Consider the following 22,788-nt stretch of genomic DNA (forward strand, 5'->3'; position numbering starts at 1 on the left):
GTTACGCCGACCGCTCGGCGATCATCCTTGCAAGCACGCGACAACTCGCTCGAAGCCTTCTACGCCGAACACGCCTTACCGAATAAATATAACGTGGTTTAACACACGGGCGTTACGCATCAAAAGCTCCACAACGGAGCATACCCACCGACTACGGATGCATCTGTCTTGGACGAGCGCGATTTTGTCCCCGCATCATCGCCGGATGCGCAACCGTCCTGAGAATCATCTCTTCTACGGCGACAATCTCGCCGTCCTCCGCAAGGAAATCGCCGACGACAGCGTCGACCTGATCTATCTCGACCCGCCGTTCAACTCGAATGCCAATTACGGGATCCTGTTCAAGGAGCCCGATGGCAAGTCCTCGAACGCGCAGATCGAAGCATTCGAGGACACGTGGCATTGGAACGAGCGCGCCGAAGACGCCTTCGACCAGGTCCAGCGGAGCGGCAACACCAAGGCGTTCGACCTGCTCAACGCAATGCGCGGGTTCCTCGGCGACAACGACATGATGGCGTATCTGGCGATGATGGCGGTCCGCCTGCTCGAACTGCACCGCGTCCTGAAACCGACCGGCAGCCTGTATCTCCACTGCGATCCGACCGCGAGCCATTACCTGAAGCTCCTGCTCGACGCCGTGTTCGGCGCGCACGGTTTCCGCAACGAGATCATCTGGCATTATCGACGCTGGACCGGCGGCGCACGGCGCTTCCAGCAGCGCCACGACACGCTGTTCTTCTACACGCGGTCGAGCGATTATATCTTCAACACCGGCTATACCGCGTACACCCAGAAATCGCTGCGACGGAAACAGAACCATCATACGCGAATCAAGGGCGAAGAAACCTATGTCACGTCGATCGACGATCGCGGGGTGCGCGAGAACGACGTCTGGCAGATCCCGCTGCTGAACTCGCAGTCGCACGAGCGACTCGGTTATCCGACGCAGAAGCCGGTCGCGCTGCTCGAACGGATCATCGCCGCGTCGTCGAACGAGGGTGACGTCGTGCTCGATCCGTTCTGCGGGTGCGGCACGGCGGTCCACGCTGCGGAAAAGCTCAAGCGGCAGTGGATCGGGATCGACGTCACGCACCTCGCCATCTCGCTGATCGAAAAGCGCATGAAGGACGCCTTCCCCGCGGTCACCTTCACGGTCGAGGGCACGCCGAAGGATCTCGCCTCCGCCTACGACCTCGCGCTGCGCGACAAATACCAGTTCCAGTGGTGGGCGGTGTCGATGGTCGACGCGCTCCCGTTCGGCGGCCGGAAAAAGGGCGCGGACGGCGGGATCGACGGACTGATCTATTTCAACGACCATGACGTCGCGGCGGGCAAGATGGTCACGCACCGGGCGATCGTGTCAGTAAAGGGCGGCCGCAACCCGGACGTCGCGATGGTCGAGACACTGGCCGCGACGATCGCGCGCGAGAAGGCGCCGATCGGCATCCTGATCATGAACGCCAAGCCGACGCGCGAGATGGAGCGTCGCGCCGCCGCGGTCGGCATTTACCGCGCTGGTGTCGACGAGGCATTCCCGAAGCTCCAGATCCTGACGCTCGCCGACCTGTTCCAGGGCAAGCGCCCCCGCATCCCTAACGTCGATCGCGCTGCCTTCCGGCGTGCTGCGCGCGAGGCGACGGTGCTTCAGCCGAGCCTGTTGTGAGCCCTTGTTTCTTCGATGCGGACATCCGACATCATGATCACACGCGCGGGCATGGGCATCAGGCTTATGACCGCGCTTCGGCCGTGCTTTCCTTTTTCGCGAACCTGCGGTAAGGGCGCTCGTCCCGAAATTCCCCCAATTCAGAGATTATATTTGGCCAAGGAAGAACTGCTCGAGATGCGCGGCCGCGTGGTGGAACTCCTCCCCAACGCGATGTTCCGGGTTCAGCTCGAAAACGACCACGAGATTCTCGGTCACACCGCCGGCAAGATGCGCAAGAACCGCATCCGCGTGCTGGTCGGCGACGAGGTGCTGTGCGAACTCACCCCGTACGATCTGACCAAGGGTCGCATCACCTACCGCTTCAAATAAGCCCGTGGGTGCCTAGGCGCCTGCCGCTTTAATAACGAGGCACCAATGCTGGTCCTGGCCTCTTCCTCGCCCCGCCGCCGCGATCTGCTCGCGCGGCTCGGCGTCGTGCCGTCGCGCGTGGAATCCCCCGACATCGACGAGAGCCCGCGCAAGGCCGAACCGCCCCGCGCCTATGCGCTGCGTCTCGCAGTCGAGAAGGCCAGCGCCGTCGCGCGCGCCGAGGGCGAGATCGTCCTCGCCGGCGACACGACGATCGCGCTCGGCAGCCGTATCCTCCCGCCTGCCGACACGCTCGAAATCCAGCGCGACCTGCTCGGCAAGCTGTCGGGTCGGCGTCATCATTGCCTGTCCGCGGTCTGCGTGATCGACGCGACCGGCAAGGTCCGCACCCGGATCGCCGACACGATCGTCGCGTTCAAGCCGCTCTCGCCTGCCGAGATCGACGAGTATCTCACGTGCGGCGAAGGCCTCGGCAAGGCCGGCGGCTACGCGATCCAGGGCCGCGCGGAGGCGTTCGTGCGCTTCCTGTCGGGCAGCCATTCGGGCGTCGTCGGCCTGCCCCTGTTCGAAACGCGCGCATTGCTGAAGACCGCAGGCGTCGCGCTTGCCTGATACGGGGCCTGCATGGCTCTACGAAGCCGGCATCGGCGAAGCGCGCGCCGCGCTGGTGGACGATGATCAGATTGTCGAAGCCGCGATCGAACTCGACACCGAGGCACTGAAGGTCGGCCTCGTCGCCCGCGCGCGTCTCGTCGAGCTGCTGCCGGGACGCCGCGGCCGCATCACGCTCGACGGCGGCGAGGCGCTGATAAACCACCTTCCCCCCGGCATCACGCAGGGTGCCAGCCTCACCGTCGAGATCGTCCGCGAAGCCCTCCCCGAAGCGGGCCGTGCGAAACTCGCCAAGGCCGTCCCCAGCGGCCTGCCGCTACGCCCTGCCCCGACGCTGTACGAGCGCCTCGTGGCGACCGGCCTGCCGGTCCTGAGCCCCCGCTCCCACGAAACTGACGCGCTGGAAGCGGCGGGCTGGTCCGAACTCCTCGACGAGGCTGTGAGCGGCGAGATCGTGTTCCCACTCGGCGCACTGCGGCTTTCGCCGACGCCGGCGATGACGCTGTTCGACGTCGACGGCGCGCCACCACTCGACACGCTCGCGATCGCCGCCGCGCACGCCGTGGCGCGCGCGATCCGCCGACACGGTATCGGCGGCTCGATCGGGATCGATTTCCCGACGATCGCCGGCAAGGCGCAGCGCAACGCGGTCGCCGCCGCGATCGACGAAACGTTGCCGCAGCCGTTCGAACGGACCGCGATGAACGGCTTCGGCTTCCTCCAGATCGTTCGGCCAAGACCCCGCGCGTCTATCCCCGAGATTCTCCGCGCCGATCCGGTCGGCGCAGCGACCCGCGCGACACTCCGTACGCTCGAACGCACGCCGCCGACCGCCTCGCGCCGTCATACCCTGCCCGCAGCCGTCCATGCACGCCTGATGACGCGCCCGGATTGGCTCGCGGAACTCACGCGCCGTACGGGCGTCGTTCACGAACTGGAGAGCGCCCGATGATGCCCACCTCCCCCACCGTCAAATGCCCGATCTGCGACCAGCCCGCAGTTGCCGAGTACAAGCCGTTCTGCTCGAGCCGCCACCGCGACCGCGACCTGTTGCAGTGGCTCGGCGAAGGCTATCGCATTCCCGGCCGATCAATTGCGCAAACGGGGCTGGACAGCGCCGAAGACCCCGACTAAACGCGCCCTTCCGATCGCAAGGTCGGACGCTTCTCCGGTCCCAGACCGGACGTGCCCGGATAGCTCAGTTGGTAGAGCATGCGACTGAAAATCGCAGTGTCGGCGGTTCGACCCCGTCTCCGGGCACCATTTTCTCACCTTGTGATATAGGCTGCCGGCTCACTCGCAGAGGCACGGACTTGGACCCCAAATTCCATTGTGCTGAGCGAAGTCGAAGCACCTTCGCTTGAGCCCCACCCTTCGACTTCGCTCAGGGCGAACGGAGGGAGGCCGAACGGAATTGGTCGGTATCCCTGATAGAATCTTTAGCGGCGGATCCGGGTGACATGGCCCATTTTCCGCCCCGGCCGCGCGGTGCCCTTGCCGTACAGGTGCAGGTGCGCGCCGGGCTCGGCCAGCAACTCCTTCCAGCGATCCGCGTCGTCGCCGATCAAATTTTCCATCGTCGCCTCACGCCCGGTCAGCGTCGTCGCGCCCAGTGGCAGGCCACAGATTGCGCGGATGTGGTTTTCGAATTGCGAGCATTCGGCGCCTTCGATCGTCCAGTGACCGGAATTGTGCACGCGGGGGGCCATCTCGTTGAAGACCGGGCCGTCGGCGCCGACGAAGAACTCGCACGCCAGTACGCCGACATAGTCGAGTTCGGCGGCGATCCGTTCGGCCAGCGCGGCGGCTTCGTCGGCTTGGGCCAGCACGGCGGCGGGTGCGGGGACGGTGGAGTGGCGGAGGATCGCGTCGCGGTGGACATTGAGCGGCGGATCGTAGCGCAGGGTGCCGCCGTCGAGGCCACGCGCGATCAGGATCGAGAACTCGTGCTCGAAGGGTACGAAGGCTTCGAGCACTGCGGGGCCGCCGATCGTGTGCCAGGCGGCCTGCGCGCCTTCGGGCGTGTCGATCTTGACCTGGCCCTTGCCGTCATAGCCGAAGCGGGCGGTCTTGAGGATGGCGGGGGTGCCGATCGCTTTCAGGCCCGCCTGCAGACTTTCCAGGCTATCGACCGCGGCCCAGGGTGCCGGGCGGCCGCCGACGCTCTCCACGAAGCGTTTTTCGCCGATCCGCTCCTGGGCGACGCGGAGCGCGCGGGGGCTTGGGTGGACGGGGACGCGATCTGCGAGCCATTCCACGGGCTCGACTGCGATGTTCTCGAACTCGTAGGTGATGACGTCGCAGGCGTCGGCGAAGTCGGCGAGCACGATGCGGTTGTGATAGTCGGCGCGCGTCATGGTCGAGGCGGACTGCGCGGCGACGCTCTCCTGGTCGGGCGCGAGGACGTGCGTGTGATAGCCGAGCTGTGCCGCGGCGGTGGCGAGCATGCGACCGAGCTGGCCTCCGCCGAGGATACCGATGGTCGATCCGGGGGGAAGCGGCGTCATGTCAGCGTCTTTCAGGCTATCGTCTTCAGGCGGGGTCGGTGGCGACGGCGTCGGTCTGTGCGGCGCGCCATGTTTTCAGGCGCTCGGCCAGCGCATCGTCGGATGTCGCGAGGATCGCGGCGGCCAGAAGGCCTGCGTTGATCGCGCCGGGCTTGCCGATCGCGAGCGTGCCGACCGGGATGCCGCCGGGCATCTGGACGATCGAGAGCAGGCTATCCATGCCCTTCAGCGCCTTCGATTCGACGGGGACGCCGAGCACCGGGAGATGGGTCATCGAGGCCGCCATGCCGGGGAGGTGCGCCGCGCCGCCTGCGCCGGCGATCACCACCTTGAGGCCGCGATCGGCGGCGGTAGTCGCGTAGTCGTAGAGGCGTTGCGGGGTGCGGTGGGCGGAGACGACCTTGGTCTCGTAGGCGACGTCGAGCGCGTCGAGCGTCTCGGCGGCGTGGCGCATCGTCTCCCAATCGGAGGTGCTGCCCATGATGATGCCGACTAGAGCCACGATTGCCCCCTGATTCAAGGAGCGCCGTGCCTAGCGACGTGGGGGGGATTGGGCAATGTTGTTGGTGGGTGGAGGTAGACCGCGCAAAATTGCACCACCCCGGCGGAGGCCGGGGCCCAATTGGGTAACGGAGCTAACCGGTGGCAGCGCTCCGTTATTGCCACCTTCCAATTGGGCCCCGGCCTTCGCCGGGGTGATGTTACTTCAGGACGGTGTCAGCGTTCGCTTAGGTAGTAGCGGTCCGTCGCGTTCAGGTCGGCGTCGAGTTCGTAGACGATCGGCTGGCCGGTGGGGATCTCCAGGCTCGTGATCTCGTCATCGGGGATGTTGGAGAGGTGCTTCACCAGCGCGCGGAGCGAGTTGCCGTGGGCGGAGATCAGGATGCGCTGGCCGTCCTTCAGCGCAGGCGCGATCCGCTCGTCCCAGTACGGGAGGACGCGGGCGATTGTATCCTTGAGGCTCTCGGTCTTGGGGATCGCGATGCCGTCGTAACGCCGGTCCTTCGAGAGGTCGAATTCGCTGCCGTCATCCAAGACAGGCGGCGGGACGTCAAAGCTGCGGCGCCAGATATGGACCTGCGCGTCGCCGTGCTTGGCGGCGGTCTCGGCCTTGTCGAGGCCGGTAAGGCCACCGTAGTGGCGCTCGTTGAGGCGCCAGTCCTTCTCGACCGGGAGCCAGAGCCGGCCCATCGCCTCGAGCGCGATGTTGAGCGTCTTGATGGCGCGCGTTTGGAGGCTGACGAAGGTCTGGTCGAAGTCGAGGCCCTTGGCGGCCATCAGCTCGCCGGCGGCCTTGGCCTCGGCCTCACCCTTGGCGGTCATGTCGACGTCCCACCAGCCGGTGAAGCGGTTCTCGAGGTTCCAGGTGGACTGGCCGTGGCGGATCAGGACTAGGGTCGGCATTCGGGCTCCTGGGATGGCGGGACTGAACGGAAGGGGCGGTGCCTCCCCTATCCGTCATCCTGACGAAAGTCAGGACCCAGGGTAACGGGACGTCGCCCACCTTGGCTCTGGGTCCTGACTTTCGTCAGGATGACGGCAGATACGGTATGACGTGGGCGATCAGATTTCGTCGATCATGCCGGCGAGCGTCTCGAGCATCGCATGTGCGAGCTGTTTCGAGCGCTCGGGCGACCAGCCGAATTCGGGATCGGCGTTGGCGTCGTGATCCTTGAACGGCATCTCCAGCGTCATCGACACTGCGCCGAAGCGCTCGGCGAGCTGGTTGGTCGACATCGACAGGTTCGCCGAGCCCGGTGCGGACTTGGGATAACCCTTCTCGGTCTGGAAATCGGGCGTGTGCGCCGCGAGACGACGGCCGTATTCGTAGAACTTGCCGCCGTGCGCGTCGGTCCAGGAGGGGATGCCTTCGAACCCTGCTATGAAGTTCGCGGGGATCGCCTCGTCACCGTGGATGTCCATCGCGACGTCGACGCCGGTCAGGTCCATCGCATTGCGCACGCACAGGACCTCTGGGCTCTTCTCCGGCGTCGGCGTGTGCCATTCGCGGTTGAGGTTCACCCCGACGGCATTGGTGCGCAGATGACCGCGGCGCGTGCCATCCGGGTTCATGTTCGGAACGACGTTGAAGGTCGCCTTCGCCAACAGCGCGGCAGTGATCGGGTCGGCCGAATCGGTCAGCCGCTCCAGCGCGCCCTCCATCCACCATTCGGTCATCGATTCGCCAGGGTGCTGGCGACCGTAGATCCAGACCTGCTTCGAGCCCGAGCCGATCGTGAAGCAATCGATCGCCTGCCCGTCGAGCGACTGGCCGAGTTCGCGGTGCGCAACGCCCGGCAGCAACGCGGTGCGCGCCACCAGCGCCTCGTGCATTTCCATCGTGTAGGGCGCGAAATAGGCGAACCAGGCGAGATCGGTATCGGCGGTAAAGTCGAATTCGAGCACGCCATTGTCATAGCGCGTCTCGATCATCCGCCAAGCCTGCCGGTCGGTGCTGGCGCGCGTCTTGTAGCCCGGCCAGCCGAACGGATAAGCCGACCTGCCCGCATTGAGGATGCGGTAGGTCAGCGTGCGACCAGCCGCCCCCGCCACCCGGAAATAGAACCACTGGAAGAAATCGGACTGGTAATCGGTAACGATCTCCAGGTCGATTCGGTCTCCCTCGATGGCGACAACACGGATGTTGCCGCCATCGAAGGCTGCGTTGATGGTCGGGCTCATGGTCTGTACGGTCATTTCACCTGGATAGTGCGACCGGACTCACCGGGGAACCCCATGAACAGCGCACGCGCGAGCTTCCCGGCCTGAATATCGGTCGTCGCGTCGGCCTTGCGCGCATCAGCAAACGACTGCGCGCGACCTTCCCAGACGGGCGACTGGTCGGCGCTGCGCTTGATCGTCACCGACAGCTCGGAGACGAGAATCGCGGTGCTCCCGCCGCCGCCGATCGGGAAGCCGACCCCGCCACCGAGCCCGACGCCACCACCACCGCCGCGACGACCACCGCCGCTGAAGCCGCCGCCACCGATGCCGATGCTGATCGGCGACTGCTTGGGTGGCCCGGCCTGCGTGGTACGCGTGAAGCCTACGGTTGCGATCAGGAGCGGCTTCGCGCCGGGTGCGGGGACGCTGTAGCCCGCCTGGAGTAGCTGGCCCTGCACCGCGGCGGCGTAGGTCTTGAACTCGATGCTGGCCGGGCCACCGGCGGTCAGCGGCTGGACGGCGATCGTGCCACGGTCGATCGGCTCGCCGAGATGATAACGCAGCACCTCGGTCGGCGGCAGCGACGGGCCGGTCGCGCACGCAGTGAGGGATGCGCTTGCCAGCGCCAGGACCAGGATCGAACGAACCGCCATCGGGACTTCCTTAGAATGTTGCGCTATAGTAACGCTCCGACCAGCCGAGTGGGTTCCCGGATGGTAGGAGCGTGTCCGTTGCTTGACTTGGACACACCCCGCCATTAGGCGATCCCGTCTTTCCGCACACCTAGATTTGAAAAGAAGCGAATCGATCATGAAGATCCGCAATTCCCTGAAGTCGCTCAAGGATCGTCACCGCGATAACCGCGTGATCCGTCGTCGTGGCCGTACCTACGTCATCAACAAGACCAACCGTCGCTTCAAGGCACGCCAGGGCTAAAGCCCTGATAACGGCCGTCATCTTCGACGTCGGTCGTGTCCTGTACGACTGGGATCCCCGGATCCTGTACGAGCGCCTGATCGACGACGATCGGGCGCTCGACGCGTTCCTGCGTGACGTCGTGACGATCGACTGGCACTTCCAGCACGACGCTGGCCGCGACTTCGCCGACACCTCGGCGGAGCTTGCCGCGTTGCATCCGCAGCATGCCGACCTGATCGCTGCCTGGGGGCCGCGATTCAACGACAGCATCGGCGCGCGAATCGCCGGGATGCATGAGATCGTCGAGGAACTCGACGCGGCCGGCGTACCGCTGTTCGCAATCACGAACTTCAGCCACGAATTCTGGCCACCCTTTCGCGCGCGTGAAGCCCATCTGTTCGACCGGTTCCGCGACGTCGTCGTGTCAGGCGAGGAGAAGATGGTGAAGCCGGATGCCGCGATCTATCGGCTGGCGCTGGAGCGATTCGGGTTGGCGGCGGAGGATGCCGTGTTCGTTGACGACAATGCGGCGAACGTGGCGGGTGCGCGGGCATTGGGAATCGAATCGGTGCTGTTCACGGATGCTGCGGATTTCCGCGCGCGACTGGTCGAGCTTGGGCTCCCTATGGCCCAGTACCCGGCATCCTGACGAAAGTCAGGATCCAGGGCCATTAGCGTCGAGATCTGTTACTCTGAATCCTGACTTTCGTCAGGATGACGGGGTGACGCAGCTTACCGATCCAGGGAAATCGACTGGCGCAGGTTCGCTACGGCCGTTTCCTGATCCGCGACCGGCGCCTCCGGCATCACGCCACCCTCGAAATCATCCGTCACCGTCACGGTCGTCCCCAGCGTCGTCACCCCGAACAACTGCTTGGCAAAGCCGAGCGGCACGCGGATGCAGCCGTGCGACGCGGGGAAGCCAGGGTTGCGTCCAGCGTGGATCGCGATGCCGTCCCAAGTGAGCCGCTGCATGAACGGCATCGACGCGTCGTCGTACAGGCTCGACTTATGGACCGCGTTCTTCTGCAGGATCGGATAGGTGCCGAGCGGGGTATCCTTGCCGTCCTTGCCACTGGAGATGGTCGTCGCCGCGATCATTGTCGACCCGCGATAGACAAACGCGCGTTGCTCCAGCAGGCTGATGACGATGCTGACGGGTTCGCGCGAACCATTGTCCTTCCAGACGAACTGGTTCGGCGAAAGTTCGGTCGCGGCCTGTTCGATCGGCATCACGGCGATGGCGGCGGCCGATGCGGCGTGCGCGGGACATGTCCCCACGAACAGCGTGGAAGCCAGTCCGATTGCCGCAACGGTCCGCATCATCCTGGTCATCATTCCGCCCGTTCTCGAATCCCGATATTTTCGCTCAACGCGCGATTCTGCGAATCGTGCCGTCGAAGGATTGAGTCGACGAACCGACCCCAAGCCGGGGTAGTTCGAGGGAACGGACCCACAACCAGTGGAAATGGTTGCAGAATATTCACCGAAAATCGGCTATACGATGTTGCAAGAAACGGGGCAATTTCGGGAAAATCGATGCACGACGAGCAAGGTCTTGTGCGCGAACGACGCGCGCTTCTGAAGAACGGTTTGGTTTTGGCGGGGGCTCTGGCGATACCCGGTGCGGTATCTGCAACACCACGACTGGGACGCGCACTCACCGCGCGTGACCTGAAGCCGATGACGCAGCCACCGCTGCCGCGGACGACGGTCGCACTGACGTCGCCCAAGGTGGTCCGTCCCGATCTCCTGCGCCAAGCGATGGCGTCGCTGAGCCGTCACGGCAGCCGCATCCAGCATCACGACCGCATCGCGATCGCCGATTTCGCGGCACCGTCGGGCAAGCCGCGGTTCCACTTCGTCGATCTCGCCAGCGGGCGCAGCACCTCGTTGCTGGTCGCACACGGCAGCGGTTCCGATCCTGCGCATACCGGGTATCTCGAGCGCTTCTCGAACCGCTTTGGCTCGAACGCGTCGTCCGAGGGCGCGTTCGTCACCGACGATTATTATGTCGGCAAGCATGGCCGCTCGCAGCGCCTGATTGGGCTCGACCCGACCAACGACAACGCGCTCGATCGCGCGATCGTCGTGCATTCGGCGTGGTACGCCAACAAGGACATGATCGAGAATCACGGCATGCTGGGTCGCAGCCAGGGGTGCTTCGCCGTCGGCGAGCGCGATCTCGACCAGGTGTTCGCACGCCTCGGGGCAGGCCGGATGATCTACGCCGCCAAGGTCTGACGAACCGCCCGGACCGCTCTACGCCGCGGTCTGGACCATCCGGGGACCGCGCTACGCCGCGGTCTGGGTCATCCGGCTCTGTTGCATCCTCCGGCGGGCGCGTCTCACGCCGCCGATGAGTCCCGACCAGAGCAGGGCCTCCAGACCGGCATAGCCGAGCCCCAGGTGATCGGGGCGCACCGCCAGGACATCCTTCAGCCGGACCGTTCCCGCGCGCAGCCCTGCCCGGCCGATATCGCCCCAGCGACGCGCGGTCTCCCAGCGGATCAGGCGCGTATCGTGCGCGGAACAATCATGCGTCGCCAGAAAGTCCGCCTGGATTACGCTCAGGGCACTTCCCAGCGTCGCCAGTGCGGCGCGATCTGGCACCGGACGCTTGGCCATGTTGTGCAGCATGACCAGCTGCGCGACGCGTTCCGCGCGATCGTCGAACAGGCGGACATAGCGTTCGGTCAGGACGCGGACCGACGCGGCCTCCATCGTATCGACGAAGCGCTTCGACACGCCACCGGGATGGACGCGGTACAACACCAACGCCTCGTCCAGTCGGGCGATCGCGCCGAAATGCTGGATCCGCTGATACAGGTCGAAATCCTCGGCATAGAGCAATTCGGGCCGCGTCACCGGGTCCAGTCGCCGCGCGACGTCGGTGCGCATCATCGTCGACGACCACACCAGGGGGTTCTCGATACATGTCAGCCAGGTGATCAACGCGGGCGTGGTCGTCGGCGCATAGCGCGACGGGCCGATCACGCCGTCGGTCAGCAACTCCGCGGCGGTCCCCAGCAGCACCGTGTCGGGATGCGCGTCGAGATAGGCGACCTGACGCGCCAGCCGATCGGGGCGGCAGATGTCGTCATGATCGAGCGCGGCGATATAGCGCCCGCGCGCCTCGGTGAATCCCCGGTTGCGCGCCAGCACGGGCCCACCGTTCTTCGCCATCACGGTCAAGCGTACACGCGGGTCAGGCCAGGCGCGCACCACTTCGCGCGTGTCGTCGGTCGAACAATCGTCGACGACGATGACTTCGAAGTCCGTGAAGGTCTGTGCCTGGAGACTGGCAAGCGTCTCCTCGATCAACCCGGCGCCATTATACGCCGCCATGACGACGGTCACGACGGGATCGGCCGCGGTCACGCCGCCGCCAGCGCCTTCGACGCCATAATCTGATCGACGATCATCAAGCCCACATCATTCTGCCATAGCCATAAGCCATTGGCCTGGCCGGAAAAACTACTTTCTCCGCCAAGCGGGCCCCAGGGCACGAATCCCGCTGCCAGTCCCAGCCCGTACAGGCCGGATATCGGCGCGCCGTCGGCATCGACGATCCGGCAATGGCGGTCGACCATCGGCTGGCCATCCTGCGCGGCGAGCGGGATCGGCGTGCCGTCGCGGTCGGCGATCGGCATCGCGATCGGCCTGTACCCGAGCGCCGCGATCACCAAGTCGGCATCGGCGATGCAGGCGCGCGCCTCGGCATCGTCATCGCTCGCGATCCGGTGCAGGGCAACGCGCGGATCGGGGGCGCGACCATCGATGCCGAGCATCCGCAGCACCAGATCGCGCGCTTCGAGACGGAAGCCGGCGAGGCGGTAGACGAAGCCCGAGACCGGGCAGATGTCGTCGGGGCCGAAATCGGTGAACCCCTCCGCATGCGCCGCCTCGACCGAATGATAGAAAGGGCGGAGCGGACGGCGGTGCAGCAACGTGATCGCCCCCGCCCCCAGCGGCAGCGCCGGCTGGCTCTTCAGGAGCAGCGCGATCGTCGTCAACGCGCTGGTCGACCCGCCGATCACCGCGATCCTGGGGTTGCGCTTGCCGGTCAGGATATCGGCAACCTTCTCGAACCCGCCGACCGTCAGCACGTCGTCGGACTGGAGCAGCCGTCCGTTCGCGAGATCGACCAGGCTGCCCCCGGCAACGCGCTGCGTCGCGAGCCGGTCGAGCGGTTGATGTCCACCGGTCGCGACGACGACGGTGCGGGTCAGCTGGTCGAACACGTGGCCATCCGCCACGCGGCGGACCTGCACGCTCCACAATCCATCGCCGACGCGTTTCGCGCCCAGCGCCTCGTGACCCGTCAGCACGATGCCGCCTTGCTCGCGGACGATATCGGTCAACCGGTCGCCGGTCGCGCGCAACAGCGGCCCGACCTCGGTCAGCGGCACCCCCAATGCGCCCTCGTGCGCCGCGACCGCACGCCCGGCGGGGTGATCGACCAGCCGTGCGAGTTCGGGATGCACATTGTCGCGGACCGCGGTCAGGAAGGTCTGCGCGGTCGAATCCGACGTGATCGCATAGCGCCCGAGCCGCCCGCCACCGATCGCGTTGCCGCGCTCGATCACCATCAGCCCCGACGCGGCCAGATCGGGCAGCAAGCCGCGCTTGGTTGCGGAGGTGAGCATCGCCGTCCCCGCAGGGCCGCCGCCGATCACTACGACCGATGCGATGGTGCCCCGTGTGCCGCGTACCGACGCCCGCCGATCGAGCGGCCGGAGAATCGCCGCACACGCCGCAGCCAGCGTGGTCGCCGCCCGCCGCGCATCCTCGACCGACATCGCGTCGGTGATCGGCAGCGACAGCATCCGCCCCGCGATCCTGTCGGCGACCGGGGTCGGCTCGATCATCGCGGTCGCCTGGAACCACGGCTGTTCGCCGAGATGCGGGCTGAAATAGCGGCCACAGCCGATGCCGTCCGCCTCGATGCTGGCGACGATCGCGTCGCGGTGGTGCGCGATATGCTCAGGGAGCAGCACCGGCATGAACTGCATCGCGCGGCGTCGGCCGGACACCGCCTGGAACTGGAAATCGGGTAACGTCGCGCGGTAGGCGGCCTCAAGCGCGGCGCGGTGATCGGTGATCGCGTCGATCTCGGCGAGCTTGGCCTGCGCGACGATCGCGGTGATCTCGGGCAGCTTGGCGTTGATGCCGGGCAGCGTCGCGCTGCGGCTGCGCTCGAAGCCGAAATTCCCCATCGACCGCAATGTCGCGATCAGGTCGACGTCGCCGCTGTGGATCAGCCCACCCTCGCCCACCGCGAACGTCTTGGTCGCGTGCATCGAATGGACCACGGCGAACGGCGCGCGCGCGCCGAAGCCAAGCCCGGCGTCGTCGAGCGTGCCGAGCGACGAGGCCGCATCCACCACTACCCCGACGCCGTATCGCCGCTGAAAATGCACGTAACGGTCGAGGTCGATCGCATTGCCGAACGTCGCATAGGGTACGACCACGCCAATCCGTTCGCCGTGGCGCTGGAGCAGACGCTCCTCCTCGAGCGCGCACGCGCCCCAATCGTCGGGATCGATGTCGCAGACTAGCGGTGTCAGCCCGGCCCATGCCGCCGCCTGCGCCGTGGCAGCGAAGGTCAGCGCAGGCATCAGCGCGAGCGTACCCTGTTTGGGGTTCAGTCCGCCCGTTCGCATCCCCGAAGCATGGCGGATCGCGAGCATCAGACCCAGTGTCGCGTTGCCGACGGCGAGACACGCACCATGACCGCCGAACAGCGTCTCCGTCACGCCGGCCTCGAACGCGCGAACCTCCGGACCGTTGTTGCTGAACACTCCCGATGCCTCGACCCGGCGCAGCGCATCGAGGTGCTCGCTCAGGCGTGGCGGGTTCGGCGCGATCAGGGGGAGGCGTATCATCGGCGATCCGGTCTGTTGTGCGACAGGTCTATGACCCACCGCCTCCTAAGAACCAGTTACGCGAGCAAACGCCAATATATGCAGGACGGTGTTTTCCTTACATCACCCCGGATGACGTCCGGGGTGATGCAAGCATTTTCAGCGCACCAGCGGCAGGCTGATATAGCTTTCGTCAGGTCCGGCGACGGTGATCTTCTGCGTTGCCTTCACGTAATCCTTCGGTTGCGCGAAGAAGATGTTCGGGACGAAGGTCTGCGGGTTGCGATCGTAGAGCGGGAACCAGCTCGACTGCACCTGCACCATGATCTTGTGCCCCGGCAGGAACACGTGATTGGTGGTCGGCAAGGCGAACTTGTATCTCAGCGGCACAGTGGCGGCGATCGGCTTGGCGACCGCAAGGTTCTCGCGATACCGCCCGCGGAAGATGTCCATCGCGACGGACAATTGATACCCCGCCATCGCCTTGTCGCCCGGCGTCACGTCGGGATACACGTCGATCAACTTCACCACCCAGTCGCTGTCGGTACCGGTCGTCGATGCGGTCAGGTTCACTTCCGGAACACCTGCGATCGTCGTCGGCGCGGTCAGCGCGTCGGTCGTGAAGGTCAGCACGTCGGGACGCCCCGAGACCGCGCGCTGATCGTCGACCAGCCACTGTTTCCAGGTCGATCCGCTCGCATAGGTCGGCAGCGTCGGGCGCACGCGGTAACTGACGGGTGTCGCCGGATCGGAGATATAGTCCGCCGTTGTGGCTGCGCCGCCGGTGGCCTGGAATCCGAGCGCACCACCGGGCTTGAGGTACAGCGGCGTGCCCGCGGTCGCGGCGGTCGGCCAGCTCTGGAGCTTCTGCCACTCGTTGCGCCCCGACTGGAACATCGTCACCGGCGCCACGTCCATCGCCGGCTGGTCGCTCTTCAGGTAGTGCGCGAGGAACGGCGCGAGGACGTGCCAGCGCCACCATTTGGCGGTGTCGGCATCCCATTTGATCGCGCCCAGCGCGCTGCCGTCGCGCACCTCCTGGCCATGATACCAGGGGCCCATCGACAGATAGACCATGTCGTTGGCGGTGTCCTTGGGCTCCAGCGCGCGATACACCGCCGGCGCACCGTAGATGTCCTCCTGATCCCACAACCCGCCGACTATTAGCGTCGGCACCTTGAGCGGCTGGCCGGCGAGCACGGTGTCCATCGCCTGGCTCGACCAGAACGAGTCGTACGCCGGATGCTGCGTGATCTTGCGCCAGAAGCCGAGCTGTTCGAGGCCCTGCGCCTTCCCGATCGCGCCGGCCGAGCCGCCCTTGAGGTAATAGTCATAGTCGTCGGCGGTGTCGGTGATCCACGGCGTGCCGGCATCTTTGGTCGCCTCTTGCCCGAGGACGTACGGCATCATGCCCTCGCGGAACGCGCCGTTGTGAAACCAGTCGTCGCCGCGCCAGCCATCGACCATCGGGTTCATCGGCACCGACACCTTGAGCGCCGGATGCGGATTGATCAGCGCCATCAGCGGCAGGAAGCCGTCATAGCTGATCCCGCTGATCCCGACGCGACCGTTCGATTCGGGGACGTGCTTCACCAGCCAGTCGATCGTGTCGTAGGTATCGGTCGAATCGTCGGTCTTGGTCGGGTTCTGCGCAGTGCCGGCGCGCGCCGGGTTCATCATGTAGATGCCCTCCGAAGCGTGCATGCCGCGGACGTCCTGAATCACGCGGATATAGCCCGCCGCGGCGATCACGTCGCCCGCGCCGTCGCCGTGCTCGAGGATGCCTGCATAGGTGCCGCTGTCGACCTTGGTCTGGCCGTCCGCGTCATAAGGCGTCCGCGTCATCAGGATACCGGCGTCCTTCGCGCCCTTGGGCACGATGATGACGGTGTGCAGCTTGACCCCGTCGCGCATCGGGATCTCGACGACCTTGCGCACATAATCGTAGCCGACGTCGCGCGGCGCCATCTTGGCGGGGCGCTCGTCGTAATTCTGTGCGGTCGCGGGGGCGGTCGTTGCGGTAGCGAGCGCGCCGATCGCGCAAGCCGTGAACAAACGGGTCATCGATTTCATCTCTTCTTCCTTCCCTCCCGGACCGAAAAAGAAAGGGCCCGCCTTCCCGTGTGGAAAGACGAGCCCCTCTCGTAACAATTCAGGCGATCAGGCCGTCCGCGTGCCGGTCAGCGGGAAGCTGCCGAACGCGCCGGCTGCGACGCTGCCCTTGAGCACGTCGTCTTCGACGGTCGCCTTGCAGTCGAGCGTCATCGGCATCGGCACGGTCATGCTCTGCTTCCAGGTGATCGTGTCGCCATCGACGTCACCGGTGACGTCCATGCCGCCCATCGCGCCCGACACCGCACCGGTGAAGGTATTGCCGGCGCTGTTAACGGTCAGCGTCATCTTCTGATCGCCCAGCGGCGATTTGACCACGCAATCCCAACTGCCATCGACGTTTGCCATTGCACTCTCTCCTGAATTTACTTGGCGCCGGCAACCGACGCCGCGGGGATGACCTCGACCGGCAGGCCGATGCTGTCAAGCTGCGGCCGCACCGTCTTCGCATCGCCGACCACGACCCAGATCGTCTTCTTCGGGTCGAGCGCCTGCTGGATCGCGGTGTTGAGTTGCGGCAGGTTAAGCCCTTGGTATCGCTGCGTGATCGTCGCGTAGTAATTGTCGGGCCGCTTGAGCAGATCGTTCTGCTGCATCGCGCCCAGCACCGCGTCCGACGTCTCGAAATTGCCCGACAACGAGCGGATCGCGCCGTTGATCGCACGATCGAACTCGGCCTGCGTCATTGGTTCCTTGCCGAGGAACGCACCGATGTCGCTGCGCAGTGCGGCGATCGACGGGCCGGTCTGGTCCGCCTGGACCGGCGCCGACAGGATGTACGGCGCGGCAAATTCGGACTGCTGGAAGCGACCCGAGACGCCGTAGGACCAGTGCTTGCTCTCGCGCAGGTCCATGTTGACGCGGCCGAGGAAACTGCCGCCGAGCGCATCGTTCGCGGTCACGATCGGCAACAGGTCCTGCGTGCCCTTCAGGCCGGTCGGTACGCCCGCGATGATCACCGACTGCGGGCTGTCAGGCCGGTCGATCAGCACGATCTTCGGCGCGGACGGCGTGACGCTCGCCGGAAAGACCTTGGTTCCCGCCGCACCGGTCGGCCGCCACGTTCCGAACCGCGTATCGAGCGCCGCCTTCACCTCGGCGAGCGGACGATCGCTGACGACGAAGATCTTGGCCTTGTCGGGCCGCAGCCACGCCTGCTGGAAGGCGACCAGGTCGGCGCGCGTCAGGCCTGCAACCGCCTTCGGATCGCCGCTGCCCTGCGCCTTGGCATAGGGCGAGGTCGGCCCGAGCAGTTTCGGCAGGACGCGCGTCGCCAACCCCTGCGGGCTGGTCAGTTCCTGCGCGATCTGCGCGAGCTGCTGGTTCTTGACGCGCGCGACCTCGGCATCGGCGAACGCCGGGTTCTGCGCGATATCGGCGAACAGGTCGACCGCGGGCGCAAGGTTCGCGCTCGGCACCTGCAGCGACAGGAAGGTCCGGTCGCTCGACGCGCCCGAGCCGATGTCCGCCCCCAGCCGCTCCTTGGCCTCGGCCAGCGCGACCGAATCGCGCGTCGGCGTGCCTTCATCCATCATCGCCAACGTCAGCTGCTGCGTGCCGAGCTTGCCCGGCACGTCCGCCGCGACGCCCGCATCGAAGCTCAACACCGCCTGCGTCACCGGCACCGCCGTGCGCTGTGCGTAGACCAGCTCGATCCCGTTCGACAGGCGCGTGCGCTCGACGGTCGGGAAGCTGAGGCCTGCGACCGTGCCGACGCCGGGCAACGGCCCTCGCGTCCCCTTCGGCGGTGCCTCGGGTGCGGGCACGACGTCGACCTTGGGTGGCACGACCGCGTTGGCGTACGCATCGCGCGGCCCCGGTACGACGGTCAGCGAATAGGCCGGACGCGACAGCCACTTCGCCGCGGCGGCCTTCACGCTCGCGGGCGTCTCGGCCGCGAGTTGCAACAGCTGTTTCTTGTAATAGCCGGGATCGTTCGAATAGAGCGCGCCTTCGGCCAGCGTCACCGCCTTGCCGCCGAACCCGCCGACCGACTCGAGCCCCTCCATCGTGCGCGATGCGGTCGTCGTCGCGACGCGGCTGACCTCGTCGGCAGTCGGTCCGTTCTTGAGGAAGTCGGCGAGGATCTCGTCGATCCGCTTCGACACCAGCGCAGGGTCGACGCCCTCGCGGACGATCGCCTCGATCTGGAACATGCCGAGCTGGCTGAAGCTGTTGTTCGACGCGGAGATGCGCGTGACCAGCTTCTCCTTCTTGACCAGCGCGGTGTCGAACCGGCTGCTCGCCAGACCGCCGAGCACGCCGGCGGCGACGCTGAGCGCAGTGCCGTCCTTGTCGTTGAGGCCGGGGACCACCCAGTTGCGGCTGATCATCACCGCCGCGACACGGTCCTTGATCGTCTCGCTCACCGGCGTCGGCAGCGTCGGGATCGGTGCCGGGGGAACGATGCTCTCGGCGCCCTTGGGAATGCCGCCGAAATACTTCTCGGCGAGACGCTTGGCGGTCGCCGCATCGACGTCGCCGGCAAGTACCAGTACCGCGTTGTTCGGGCCGTAATGATCCTTGAACCAGTCCTTCACCGTCTGCAGCGAGGCCGCATCGAGATCCGCCATCGAGCCGATCGTGGTGTGGCCGTACGGATGCGTCTCGAGGAACAGCCCCTCGGTGATCTTGTATTCGGTCAGGCCGTAGGGCTGGTTGTCGCCCTGGCGCTTTTCGTTCTGGACGACGCCGCGCTGCTCGTCGAGCACGCCCTGCGTGATCGCCCCGGTGAGATAGCCCATGCGGTCGGATTCGAGGAACAGCGCGCGGTCGAGCGCCGCGGTCGGCACCGTCTCGAAATAATTGGTGCGATCATAATAGGTGGTGCCGTTGAAGTCGGTCGCGCCGACCTGTTTCAGCGGCTCGAAGAAATCGCCCGGTGCGTTCTCGGAGCCGTTGAACATCAGATGCTCGAACAGATGCGCGAAGCCGGTCTTGCCCTTGGGCTCGAACTTCGAGCCGACATTGTACCAGACCGACACCGCCACGACGGGGGCCTTGCGATCGGTGTGCACGACGACGCGCAGGCCGTTCTTCAGCGTAAACTGCTGGTAGGGGATATCGACCGACTTCACGAGCTCTGCGACCGGGGCGGGCTTTGCCGCGGGCATTGGCCGCTGCGCCTGGCCGAAGGCAGGCGAGACGAGAGCGATGGCAGCGACGCCGGCAAGCGCGCTCAGTTTACGTGTCATGTCGAACGATACCCCGAAGTCGAATGATGTCGTCGCAGCATAAGCGGGCTTGGTCGCCGGGCAACAGGATTGATGGATCGACGCCTCGCTTGGCGCAGCCCGTATCCACCGACCGCTGCTTCGAACACCGCCAGCACACTACCGCCAGCACACTACCGCCAGCGGGCGCGCCGTATCAGAAGAACAGCTTGCGGATGCTCAGCCTGACCGTGCGGCCGAGCGGATCGAGGTAATCCGGCTGGTAGGTGTTCGGTGTCGCGCCGCTCGCGTCGGTCACGCGCTGACGCGTGTTGAGGACGTTGTCGACCGAGAGACTGACCCGCATGCCGCGCAGCCACGGATGCGCCTTCACCCATTCGAGGCGCTGCCCGAGATCGGCGAACAGCCGCGCGTTGGCAGTCGCGAGGCCGCCGAAGTTGAGCGTCTCGGGCGCGGCGATGGTGCCGCCGTTGACGCGCGTGCCGGTCGCGTAATTGGCGGAGATGCGCGCACCGAGGCCGTTGTTGGTATACCCCGCCTGCGCCTCCAGTTCGTGGCGGGACTGACCGCCGTTGTTGCCGATCGCGTCGCCGTCGAGCAGGTTCAGGCTCGGCCCGCCGTTCGCGACGAGCACGCGATCGGTGAAGTGCCAGGTATGATAGACCGCGAACTGGATGCGGCCACCCGCCTGCCCCCCACGACCGCCGAAGCCGCGCCCACCGCCACGGCCACCGGGACCACCAGCGCCGGGACCACCGCCGGCGCGCGCACCCTCGCCGCGCGGTCCATCGCCGCCCGCGCCACCGGGACGACGGAAGCCACCGGGCGGTTGCAGGCCTTCGAACGGATTGGGACCGGTGCCGGCGCGGTATGCTTCCAGCTCGCGCTGGATCTTCGACTTGAGCGGTGCGGAGAAGTTGATCCCCCAGCGCAGTTCGGACCGGTCGCTGCGTGCGAAATTGATCGGCCGGCGATCGACCTGCAGCAGGTTGCCGGTGTCGTCGCGGACGAAGCGGTCGGGGAACGCGGCCTCGATCGCTGCGGTGGCCGCAGGGAACGCCGCGATCGGGTTGTCGACCCGGCTCTCGACATAGTTGGCGGTGATCGACAGGTCCTTCGCGGACCAGGGCTTGAACGTAAGCCCGACTTTCGTGACGTGCTTGTTGTCCGCGACCAGCCCGGGATTGCCGCCGCTGATCGTCGAAACGGTCGCGGTCTCGCCGCGCACATAGTCGAACACGCGGACGTTGGGCGTGGTGATCGACGGGTTGCCGAGCTGCTGTGCGGTCGGCGCCTCGTCGGTGTCGGTCACCGAGGCGATCACGCGCACGCCGTCGACCGGCGACCAGTTGGCGCCATAGCCGAGCGTCTGCAACGTGCCGAAGTCCGACAGATGATCCTCGGCGAGGTTGAAGTTCGCCGACAGCGTGCCGAGGAACGGCAGCACGTCCTTCGACCGGCTGGTCAGCGGCACGTCGACATTGACCTGGCCGTTGACCGTATCGCGCGATACCCGCCCCTGCGTATCGACCCCCAGGAGATTGACGGTGCGATACGAGCGGCTTTTGAAATCGGCGGTTTCGGCACCGAGCTTGATCGTCGTCGAAACCGCGCCGGCGGGCAGCGAGAAGAGATTGCCGTTGGCGACCGCGTCGAGTTCGCCGGTGCTCTGCGTCGCATAGGCGCGATTGCCGGGCAGTGCGCCGAAGTCGCTCGCGCGCAGAGGGCCGAACGGGTTTGCGGTCGGATCGCCGGCGCGGATGCGCGCATCGAAGGCGCTCGCGTCGAGGCCGGTCTCGGTGAAGGTCTGCGTATCGCTGCGGTCGTAATTGCCCGTCACGTTCCAGCGCCACGTACCGATATCGCCGTTGAGCGTGGTGCCGAGATGCGCGGCGATCGACGAGGTCCGCTGGGTCAGCGGCAGGACGCCGTCGTCCTCCACCGCGCGGTTGACGGACGTGATGCTGCCGAACGGTGTCAGCGCGACGACGGGCAGGCCGTTGAGGCTGCGGCTGTCGGTCGATTCGAGCCGGCCGTTGATCGTCGCGCCGATGTTGCCGAAGATGTTGCGCGCATACACGCTGTTCGCGGTGAACGTGCTGGTCGCGGACTGGAGCGTGCGGAACGGCCGCTGGTCGACGACATTCCCGTCCGCGCCGAGCGCGCTGTTCGCGGTGCGCTCGGGCTGGAGGATGTCGCGCTGCGATTCGGTCAGCGGCTCGCTCGACGTGTATTCGACGTGCAGGTTGAGCCGGCGGTCGCGCGCGATGTTGAGCATGTCGAGCGAACCCTTGGGCGTGTTGCCGCCACCCTCGGTCGCCTGCGTGTCGGCCGCCTCCGCGGTCACCGCGCGGAAGCGGCGGCGCAGGACGAAATTCACGACCTTCTGGTCGGCGCGATAGCCGTATTTGAGCGCGACCTCCTCGGGCAGGATCTCAACGCGCTGGATCGCCTCGGTCGGGATGTCACGGATCTCGCTGAAGCTGGAGATACGGCGGCCGTTGAGCAGCACGACCGGCGCGCCACCGCTGCCGCGTCCGCTGGTGGTCTGCGGGCTGAGTTCGTTCAACAGGTCGGACACGGTGGAGACGCCGTAGGACCGGATTTCGGCCTGACCCAGCGTCTGGTCGGGCGGGATATCGCCGATCACCGCACCGGGCAGTTTGCGCGATCCCGTGACGACGATCTCCTCAGCGTCTGCGGCTTCGTCCTGCTCCGCGGTCTGCGCGGTCTCGGTGGCCGCCGTAGTGGCAGGCGTCGTGGCAGGCGTCGACGGGGCCTGTTGCGCGGTCGCCAATGCGGGGGCGCTTACCGCCAGAACCAGACCCAAACTACGCATACCCGTTCCACCCCGATGATCGAGCCCATCGATTAGGCGGCAATTGTCGCAGGATTGTGCC

20 protein-coding genes and 1 tRNA gene are annotated in these 22,788 nt (G+C 66.2%); 9 read left to right on the forward strand and 12 right to left on the reverse strand.

Annotated elements, in window-relative coordinates; genetic code table 11:
- The first annotated feature begins 205 nt into the window (after nt 1–205).
- The 6 genes from O6W96_RS14570 to O6W96_RS14595 all read left to right on the forward strand — a co-directional run bounded on the left by O6W96_RS14570 (nt 206) and on the right by O6W96_RS14595 (nt 3,910).
- Nucleotides 206–1,663: a DNA-methyltransferase gene (locus tag O6W96_RS14570; protein WP_353470241.1), complete on the forward strand. Its 1,458-nt coding sequence runs from the start codon at nt 206–208 to the stop codon at nt 1,661–1,663.
- 153 nt (nt 1,664–1,816) lie between these two features.
- Nucleotides 1,817–2,035 (forward strand): translation initiation factor IF-1, encoded by a 219-nt coding sequence (gene infA, locus O6W96_RS14575; RefSeq protein WP_031441079.1) that lies wholly within the window; start codon nt 1,817–1,819, stop codon nt 2,033–2,035.
- A 45-nt stretch (nt 2,036–2,080) separates the two neighbouring features.
- Nucleotides 2,081–2,647 carry a Maf family protein gene (locus tag O6W96_RS14580; protein ID WP_353470242.1) on the forward strand — a complete coding sequence of 189 codons (567 nt, stop codon included), beginning with the start codon at nt 2,081–2,083 and terminating at the stop codon, nt 2,645–2,647.
- The gene (locus tag O6W96_RS14585; RefSeq protein WP_353470244.1) at nt 2,640–3,599 is read left to right on the forward strand and encodes a ribonuclease; all 960 of its coding nucleotides are present in this window, start codon (nt 2,640–2,642) and stop codon (nt 3,597–3,599) included. The genes O6W96_RS14580 and O6W96_RS14585 overlap by 8 nt, the downstream gene beginning before the upstream one ends.
- On the forward strand, nt 3,596–3,781 hold the full coding sequence (locus O6W96_RS14590) for a DNA gyrase inhibitor YacG (RefSeq protein ID WP_259467279.1): 186 nt from the start codon (nt 3,596–3,598) through the stop codon (nt 3,779–3,781). Before O6W96_RS14585 ends, O6W96_RS14590 begins: the two co-directional genes overlap by 4 nt.
- A 53-nt stretch (nt 3,782–3,834) precedes the next feature.
- A tRNA-Phe gene (locus tag O6W96_RS14595) sits at nt 3,835–3,910 on the forward strand.
- 176 nt (nt 3,911–4,086) lie between these two features.
- Here O6W96_RS14595 and O6W96_RS14600 read toward each other — a convergent pair.
- The 5 genes from O6W96_RS14600 to O6W96_RS14620 form a co-directional block, all read right to left on the reverse strand.
- Complete coding sequence (locus O6W96_RS14600) at nt 4,087–5,154, reverse strand: 5-(carboxyamino)imidazole ribonucleotide synthase (RefSeq protein ID WP_353470246.1); 1,068 nt, start codon at nt 5,152–5,154, stop codon at nt 4,087–4,089.
- 25 nt (nt 5,155–5,179) lie between these two features.
- Nucleotides 5,180–5,635: a 5-(carboxyamino)imidazole ribonucleotide mutase gene (gene purE, locus O6W96_RS14605; RefSeq protein ID WP_353470300.1), complete on the reverse strand. Its 456-nt coding sequence runs from the start codon at nt 5,633–5,635 to the stop codon at nt 5,180–5,182.
- 236 nt (nt 5,636–5,871) lie between these two features.
- Entirely contained in the window at nt 5,872–6,558 is a 687-nt protein-coding gene (gene gpmA, locus O6W96_RS14610) for a 2,3-diphosphoglycerate-dependent phosphoglycerate mutase (protein ID WP_056063882.1), read from the reverse strand.
- A gap of 159 nt (nt 6,559–6,717) precedes the next feature.
- The gene (locus O6W96_RS14615) at nt 6,718–7,836 is read right to left on the reverse strand and encodes a M14 family metallopeptidase (protein WP_353470301.1); all 1,119 of its coding nucleotides are present in this window, start codon (nt 7,834–7,836) and stop codon (nt 6,718–6,720) included.
- A gap of 11 nt (nt 7,837–7,847) precedes the next feature.
- A complete protein-coding gene (locus O6W96_RS14620; protein ID WP_353470247.1) occupies nt 7,848–8,471 on the reverse strand; it encodes a DUF4136 domain-containing protein in 624 nt (207 codons plus the stop codon).
- Nucleotides 8,472–8,628: 157 nt separating this feature from the next.
- Here O6W96_RS14620 and ykgO point away from each other — a divergent pair, with 157 nt between their 5' ends.
- Both ykgO and O6W96_RS14630 read left to right on the forward strand, forming a co-directional pair.
- Nucleotides 8,629–8,754 (forward strand): type B 50S ribosomal protein L36, encoded by a 126-nt coding sequence (gene ykgO / locus O6W96_RS14625; protein WP_003046794.1) that lies wholly within the window; start codon nt 8,629–8,631, stop codon nt 8,752–8,754.
- A 4-nt stretch (nt 8,755–8,758) separates the two neighbouring features.
- Nucleotides 8,759–9,385, forward strand: coding sequence for an HAD family hydrolase (locus O6W96_RS14630; RefSeq protein WP_353470302.1), 627 nt, complete (start codon nt 8,759–8,761; stop codon nt 9,383–9,385).
- An 83-nt stretch (nt 9,386–9,468) separates the two neighbouring features.
- Here O6W96_RS14630 and O6W96_RS14635 read toward each other — a convergent pair whose 3' ends face one another.
- The gene (locus O6W96_RS14635; protein WP_353470248.1) at nt 9,469–10,071 is read right to left on the reverse strand and encodes a L,D-transpeptidase family protein; all 603 of its coding nucleotides are present in this window, start codon (nt 10,069–10,071) and stop codon (nt 9,469–9,471) included.
- A 204-nt stretch (nt 10,072–10,275) separates the two neighbouring features.
- Here O6W96_RS14635 and O6W96_RS14640 point away from each other — a divergent pair, with 204 nt between their 5' ends.
- Entirely contained in the window at nt 10,276–10,980 is a 705-nt protein-coding gene (locus tag O6W96_RS14640; protein ID WP_353470249.1) for a murein L,D-transpeptidase catalytic domain family protein, read from the forward strand.
- Between the two features lie 51 nt (nt 10,981–11,031).
- On the opposite strand, the gene O6W96_RS14645 is transcribed toward O6W96_RS14640, so the two are convergent.
- The 6 genes from O6W96_RS14645 to O6W96_RS14670 form a co-directional block, all read right to left on the reverse strand.
- The gene (locus O6W96_RS14645; RefSeq protein WP_353470250.1) at nt 11,032–12,117 is read right to left on the reverse strand and encodes a glycosyltransferase family 2 protein; all 1,086 of its coding nucleotides are present in this window, start codon (nt 12,115–12,117) and stop codon (nt 11,032–11,034) included.
- Nucleotides 12,114–14,624 (reverse strand): DegT/DnrJ/EryC1/StrS family aminotransferase, encoded by a 2,511-nt coding sequence (locus O6W96_RS14650; protein ID WP_353470251.1) that lies wholly within the window; start codon nt 14,622–14,624, stop codon nt 12,114–12,116. Before O6W96_RS14650 ends, O6W96_RS14645 begins: the two co-directional genes overlap by 4 nt.
- A gap of 138 nt (nt 14,625–14,762) precedes the next feature.
- Complete coding sequence (locus O6W96_RS14655; RefSeq protein WP_353470252.1) at nt 14,763–16,676, reverse strand: CocE/NonD family hydrolase; 1,914 nt, start codon at nt 16,674–16,676, stop codon at nt 14,763–14,765.
- Nucleotides 16,677–16,763: 87 nt separating this feature from the next.
- The gene (locus tag O6W96_RS14660; RefSeq protein WP_056063904.1) at nt 16,764–17,063 is read right to left on the reverse strand and encodes a hypothetical protein; all 300 of its coding nucleotides are present in this window, start codon (nt 17,061–17,063) and stop codon (nt 16,764–16,766) included.
- 17 nt (nt 17,064–17,080) lie between these two features.
- Nucleotides 17,081–19,909 carry a M16 family metallopeptidase gene (locus tag O6W96_RS14665; RefSeq protein ID WP_353470253.1) on the reverse strand — a complete coding sequence of 943 codons (2,829 nt, stop codon included), beginning with the start codon at nt 19,907–19,909 and terminating at the stop codon, nt 17,081–17,083.
- Between the two features lie 175 nt (nt 19,910–20,084).
- A complete protein-coding gene (locus O6W96_RS14670) occupies nt 20,085–22,727 on the reverse strand; it encodes a TonB-dependent receptor (RefSeq protein WP_353470254.1) in 2,643 nt (880 codons plus the stop codon).
- Nucleotides 22,728–22,788 lie beyond the last annotated feature (61 nt).

It is taken from the genome of Sphingomonas faeni (genome assembly GCF_040407495.1).
GTDB lineage: Bacteria > Pseudomonadota > Alphaproteobacteria > Sphingomonadales > Sphingomonadaceae > Sphingomonas > Sphingomonas faeni_D.

Bases quoted from the DNA above. Each gene is read 5' to 3' on its own strand.
- O6W96_RS14600 (WP_353470246.1), bottom strand. From the start codon at position 5,154: ATGACGCCGCTTCCCCCCGGATCGACCATCGGTATCCTCGGCGGAGGC.
- gpmA (WP_056063882.1), bottom strand. From the start codon at position 6,558: ATGCCGACCCTAGTCCTGATCCGCCACGGCCAGTCCACCTGGAACCTC.
- O6W96_RS14640 (WP_353470249.1), top strand. From the start codon at position 10,276: ATGCACGACGAGCAAGGTCTTGTGCGCGAACGACGCGCGCTTCTGAAG.
- O6W96_RS14665 (WP_353470253.1), bottom strand. From the start codon at position 19,909: ATGACACGTAAACTGAGCGCGCTTGCCGGCGTCGCTGCCATCGCTCTC.
- O6W96_RS14650 (WP_353470251.1), bottom strand. From the start codon at position 14,624: ATGATACGCCTCCCCCTGATCGCGCCGAACCCGCCACGCCTGAGCGAG.
- O6W96_RS14615 (WP_353470301.1), bottom strand. From the start codon at position 7,836: ATGAGCCCGACCATCAACGCAGCCTTCGATGGCGGCAACATCCGTGTT.
- O6W96_RS14670 (WP_353470254.1), bottom strand. From the start codon at position 22,727: ATGCGTAGTTTGGGTCTGGTTCTGGCGGTAAGCGCCCCCGCATTGGCG.
- purE (WP_353470300.1), bottom strand. From the start codon at position 5,635: ATGGGCAGCACCTCCGATTGGGAGACGATGCGCCACGCCGCCGAGACG.
- O6W96_RS14590 (WP_259467279.1), top strand. From the start codon at position 3,596: ATGATGCCCACCTCCCCCACCGTCAAATGCCCGATCTGCGACCAGCCC.
- O6W96_RS14570 (WP_353470241.1), top strand. From the start codon at position 206: ATGCGCAACCGTCCTGAGAATCATCTCTTCTACGGCGACAATCTCGCC.
- O6W96_RS14660 (WP_056063904.1), bottom strand. From the start codon at position 17,063: ATGGCAAACGTCGATGGCAGTTGGGATTGCGTGGTCAAATCGCCGCTG.
- O6W96_RS14580 (WP_353470242.1), top strand. From the start codon at position 2,081: ATGCTGGTCCTGGCCTCTTCCTCGCCCCGCCGCCGCGATCTGCTCGCG.
- O6W96_RS14635 (WP_353470248.1), bottom strand. From the start codon at position 10,071: ATGACCAGGATGATGCGGACCGTTGCGGCAATCGGACTGGCTTCCACG.
- ykgO (WP_003046794.1), top strand. From the start codon at position 8,629: ATGAAGATCCGCAATTCCCTGAAGTCGCTCAAGGATCGTCACCGCGAT.
- O6W96_RS14655 (WP_353470252.1), bottom strand. From the start codon at position 16,676: ATGAAATCGATGACCCGTTTGTTCACGGCTTGCGCGATCGGCGCGCTC.
- O6W96_RS14620 (WP_353470247.1), bottom strand. From the start codon at position 8,471: ATGGCGGTTCGTTCGATCCTGGTCCTGGCGCTGGCAAGCGCATCCCTC.